We start from the raw sequence: 4340 nt of genomic DNA on the forward strand, positions 1-4340 counted from the left end.
ATTGAGGTCGGTCTCGGCGACTTCCTTGTGCACCAGGTTCTGATGGCAGTCGATGCAGGTGGCCCCTTCGGTCTCCATCTTCTTGTGCGCGGCCTTGGCATCGGCACCAGGCGGCTGCGGGTTCTTGTGGCATTCGCGGCAGGTGTTGCTGTCCCACTTTTTCAGGTTCATGCGCGCATCGTGCGCCATGATCAGCCTGCGCTCGTTGAATTTCTCCAGCGTGGAGTAGTCGTTGGCAAATTCCAGGTACAGCTCGCGCGCGCCATCCACCACATGCGTCGCCACCGCCAGGTGGAAGTTCTTGAAGCCCTGCGGGATGTGGCAATCCTTGCAGCCCGGGTTGGCGCCCAGGGCGCCATAGTGCGAGGAGGTCTTGAGTTCCTCCGCCGGATAGGACATGGAGTGACAGCTGGTGCAGAATTCGGTGGTGGAGACGGCGGCCTCGCCGCCGAATACCACCGCTACCATGACTACCCCCAGCAAGGCACCCGTGAGCAGGGTGCCGCCCGCGCGTATTCCCATCAGTCCTCCGAGCCTTTCTCGCCGACCTTGGCCGTGGACTGGAAGTCGTCATGGAACTTGAACTTCGGATCGCCTTCGAAGGTGCCGTCCAGCTTGTAGTGCTCGTGCATGGCTTTGACGTCCTTGACGTATTTGTCGAAGTTGAAGGTGTATTTCTTGTCCACTTGCGGGGTGAACGGGGTGTAGGGCTTCTTGGTGCCCTTCCAGCCCGAGCCTTCATAGTTCAGGTGGCAGGCGTTGCAGGATTCTTCAAAGGCGAAGTCCTGTCCCGCTTCCGCCAGGGTCGAACGCGGCGCGGTCTTCTTCGATTTCTCGTAGGCCGCTCCCGCCTTGCGGTGGATGCCGCGATACTTGGCGCCCGGGCCGTGGCAGGATTCGCAGCCGACACCGCTGGTGAATTTGCTGGGGTCCTCAACCGTGTAGCCGCCTTCCTTGCCCCAGCCGTCGACGTGACAGCCTACGCAGTCCTTGTCCTTGGTGTAGTCCTTCTTGGGGTCGAGCTTGGCCTTTTTCTTGGCCTCGGCCTTGGTGTTGGGCTTGAGCGAGTCCATGGCCTTGGCATGCGCCGTCTGGCTCCATGATTCAGCCTGGCTCTTGTGACAGGAACTACACTTCTTGCGGCCTTCAAATGATTGTGCGGAGGCGCTGCCGGATAGCAGCGCAAACATGGCGGCAGCGGCAAGGGCAAGTGTCAGGGAATGGCGCATGGTCTTCTCCTTCGGGCAAATATATCCGTTGATCGTTGTTATATGTATAAAACCCAATTATGCCGGTACTGTATCGCTGGTTGCGCTAAACGGGTAGCACCAGTACCATCACTCTTTGTGGTACCACTGGTACCGCCGCGCGTGCGCCCTCGGTCAACCAGCCTGGCCGGCCGGGTCGGCGCCGCTGCTGCTACTACCGGCAGGGGGGAATCCGCCTCAGGAGGCGGGGGTGGCCGGGGTGGGGGCGTCGTCGGAACGAGGGGCGTCGTCGGCGCCGGCGCCGGTAGGTGCAGGGACGGCGGAGGGTGCCGCCGCGGCGTCAGCGGCGGAGGGGATTTTGTAGACCCAGTAGCCGCCCTGCTGGTAGATGAGTTGCAGGACGGTCAGGTCCAGCGGCATGGAGTTGGTGAAGGGCAGCATCTGCGCCAGGAGGCTGTGGCTGCTTTTCTCGTCGCGCAGGAAGTAGCCGCGCACCATGCTGTCGGAGAGGGATTGCAGGGTGTAGGTGGCGAAGTTGTTTTCCTGCATCCATTTCTTGAGGTAGCCGATCATGCCGTGCATGTTGCCTTCCATGGGGAAGTGCTTGTAGGTGATGTCGAATTGCTCGGGGCGCATCAGTCCCAGTTTGTAGAGGTCGGTGACGTGGATGACGATGTAGGCTTCAGAGGGGGCCTTGTCCGGGGTCTTGCCCGCGCTGTCCTGCAGGCCGGCCAGTTGGCGCAGGAGGGCGGCGCCCTTGACGGGTTCGGCGATGAGGGCGTCGACGAAGTGCTGGAAGTTACGCCGCTCGTCAGCCGAGGCCGGGGCGCCCCAGAATTGGTCTTCGTAGTGACGGACGGAGTCGCTGTAGGCCTGCCAGGGCAAGGGGAGGATGAGGGGCTCGCCCAGGTGCTGGGTAAACAGGGTGTCGCGCCCGGCCAGTAGTTTGATCTGGCGTGAGGTGTCCCACCACGCCAGGATGCGCGCGTCCTTGGCCGCATACTTGTCGATGGCGGCAGCCAGCGCGGTCAGTTCATTGAGTTTGCTGTCGAGGGAGATGAGCAGTTCGCTGCTGCGGTTCTCCCAGCTGATGAGGATGGGCGGAGTCGCACCGCGCCGGGCGGTGGTGGCCAGGGCGATGGGATCGTTCACGCCGTCGGCGTGGATTTCATATTGGGCGACGGTGAGGTCCGGCCAAGCATCGAGACCCAGCGGGCCAAATTGGGTAGCCGCGCCTTCCTTGACCAGGGTGTAGCGGTAGGGTGCGGGCGCCGGGTTGAACCAGAGCCAGGCAAACCAGATGAGTAAAAGTAAACCTCCCGTCACCAGGAGGATGCCCAGTGACGGGAGGAGTTTAGTTCCCAGCCCTCCCCGTGCTGCGGGGGAGGGGGTTGTGGCGGAGGAGGCGGTCAATGCCCGCTTTTCTCGCGCCGGCGCCAGCCAGCCAGCGCGAGGGTGCCGGCCAGCAGCATGCCGCCGCCCAGGCCACCCAGCGAGAGCTTGTCGTCCTTGCTGTCAAGATCCAGCAGGCTGGTGCGCTTCGATTCCATTTTGGCTACCCGTGCCTGCAGTGCCGCCATTTCGCGTATCTTGGTGTTTTCGTCCATGATTTCGACGTAGGCGCGGTTCATCGGTCCCCAGCCTTCGGTGTAGGTCCAGCCGCCCGGGTTGACGTGGGCCAGGCCGACGTGCAGTTTGGGCAGGTCGTTTTCTCCCATTTCCAGCGCTTTCAGTTCGATCGCCGCGGGGTTGTTGTCCTTGGACCAGTAGAGCTGGGTGAAGCCGGCGAACATTTCCTTATCCGGTGCCATCGGCGCCGGACGGTTGGTCTTCTGCCCGGTGAGCAGGCCATCCTTGTAGAGTTGCTCGGCGACGTTGTGCGCTTCCTTGAATTTGGCCAGGCCGTGCAGGGTGCCTTTGTCCATGAATTCCAGGTAGGAGCGGGCAAAACGCTCGGAGTGGCAGGAGGTGCAGGTCTTGACCCAGGAGTCCAGGCGCGCTTCCGACCATTCGCTGTTGATGTTCTCGGCGATGCCAGGTACGGCAGGGTAGTTGGCCCAGCGTATCTTGCGTGTGACGTTGTGGCTGTATTTGCCTTCATATTCGAAGTGGCAGCCCGCGCAGGTCGGGGCGGTCTGGCCACCCTTGGAGTAGGCGTCCTTGAGCGAGACTTCCCAGTTCCATTTGTCGCCCATCATGGTGACGATCTTGCCGTGCTTACTCATGGAGTAAGCTTCCCAGTTGTTGTGGTCAACCCCGCTGTGGCAGGTGGCGCACGCTTCGGGCTTGCGCGATTCGGCCGCGGAGAATTCGTGACGGGTGTGGCAGGAGTCGCATTTGTTCTGGTTGGTGTGGCACATGCTGCAGCCTTCAGCGATCTCGCGCTGCGGCATGGCGGCAAATACCGCAACTTCTACGTTGGCTTTCCAGTCCAGCGCGTGCGAGGGCCGTCCCGACGGCCATTGCTTGTTCGGCCAGATCATGGTGTCGCGCTCGGATTCGCGTTCGGCAAATTCCTGCAGGTGGCAGGTGCCGCAGACGTCAGCCGTGGGCATGCGCAGCTCAGTCATGTGGTCGGCTTTCTTCTTGGTGTTGATGTCGACGTGACAGTCAATACAGCCCACTTCCTTCAGCTTCTCGGTCGCGCCCAGCCGTCCCATGGAGCGCAGGTTCTTCTCCACGTCTTCCAGCTTGGCTTTCTTGTAGTAGATCGGGCTGTCCGGCTTGAGGTTGCGCACTTTGTCCAGGTTGGCATGCGTGCTCTTCTTCCACGCATTCACCCAGACCGGCGATTCGTCCGTGTGACACTTGACGCATTCCTGGCGCTCCGCCACTTCCTTCATCGAGGTCGGTGGCTTGTAGAATGAGGCCGGGTCCATGTACATGCTGTACGGTACCGGTTCCCAGTACTGCGCCAGGGTCCCACGTCCCGCCCCTTGCGCCGGGTCCTTGTAGCGCTTGGTCACCGCTTCATGCAGTTCCTTGGGCGTGGCCGTTTGTTCCAGGTTCAGCGCTTTGTACATCTCCTTCGGGACGCTGGGAAAGTTCGCCCATGAAGACGCCGCCAGCAGCGCCCCGCATGTCAGCGTTATGAGCCTCAGCCCAAGCTTGACAACCATCTCTCTTCTCCTT

General features: G+C 61.7%; 4 protein-coding genes. All 4 read right to left on the bottom strand.

Translation table 11 applies throughout. The features are described 5' to 3' along the window. A partial coding sequence (locus tag BLO43_RS16105) for a NapC/NirT family cytochrome c (protein WP_090908059.1) occupies nucleotides 1–525 on the bottom strand: 525 nt, incomplete at its 3' end. Continuing rightward, nucleotides 522–1229, bottom strand: coding sequence for a cytochrome c-550 CycA (cycA, locus tag BLO43_RS16110; protein ID WP_074630780.1), 708 nt, complete (start codon nucleotides 1227–1229; stop codon nucleotides 522–524). The genes BLO43_RS16105 and cycA, both read right to left, overlap by 4 nt. Nucleotides 1230–1445: 216 nt before the next feature. After that, nucleotides 1446–2621 (bottom strand): hydroxylamine oxidation protein HaoB, encoded by a 1176-nt coding sequence (gene haoB, locus BLO43_RS16115; protein ID WP_090908057.1) that lies wholly within the window; start codon nucleotides 2619–2621, stop codon nucleotides 1446–1448. Then, on the bottom strand, nucleotides 2618–4327 hold the full coding sequence (locus BLO43_RS16120) for a multiheme c-type cytochrome (protein WP_074630778.1): 1710 nt from the start codon (nucleotides 4325–4327) through the stop codon (nucleotides 2618–2620). The genes haoB and BLO43_RS16120 overlap by 4 nt, the downstream gene beginning before the upstream one ends. Nucleotides 4328–4340: the final 13 nt, after the last annotated feature.

It is taken from the genome of Nitrosospira sp. Nsp13 (assembly GCF_900101945.1).
GTDB classification, from domain to species: domain Bacteria; phylum Pseudomonadota; class Gammaproteobacteria; order Burkholderiales; family Nitrosomonadaceae; genus Nitrosospira; species Nitrosospira multiformis_D.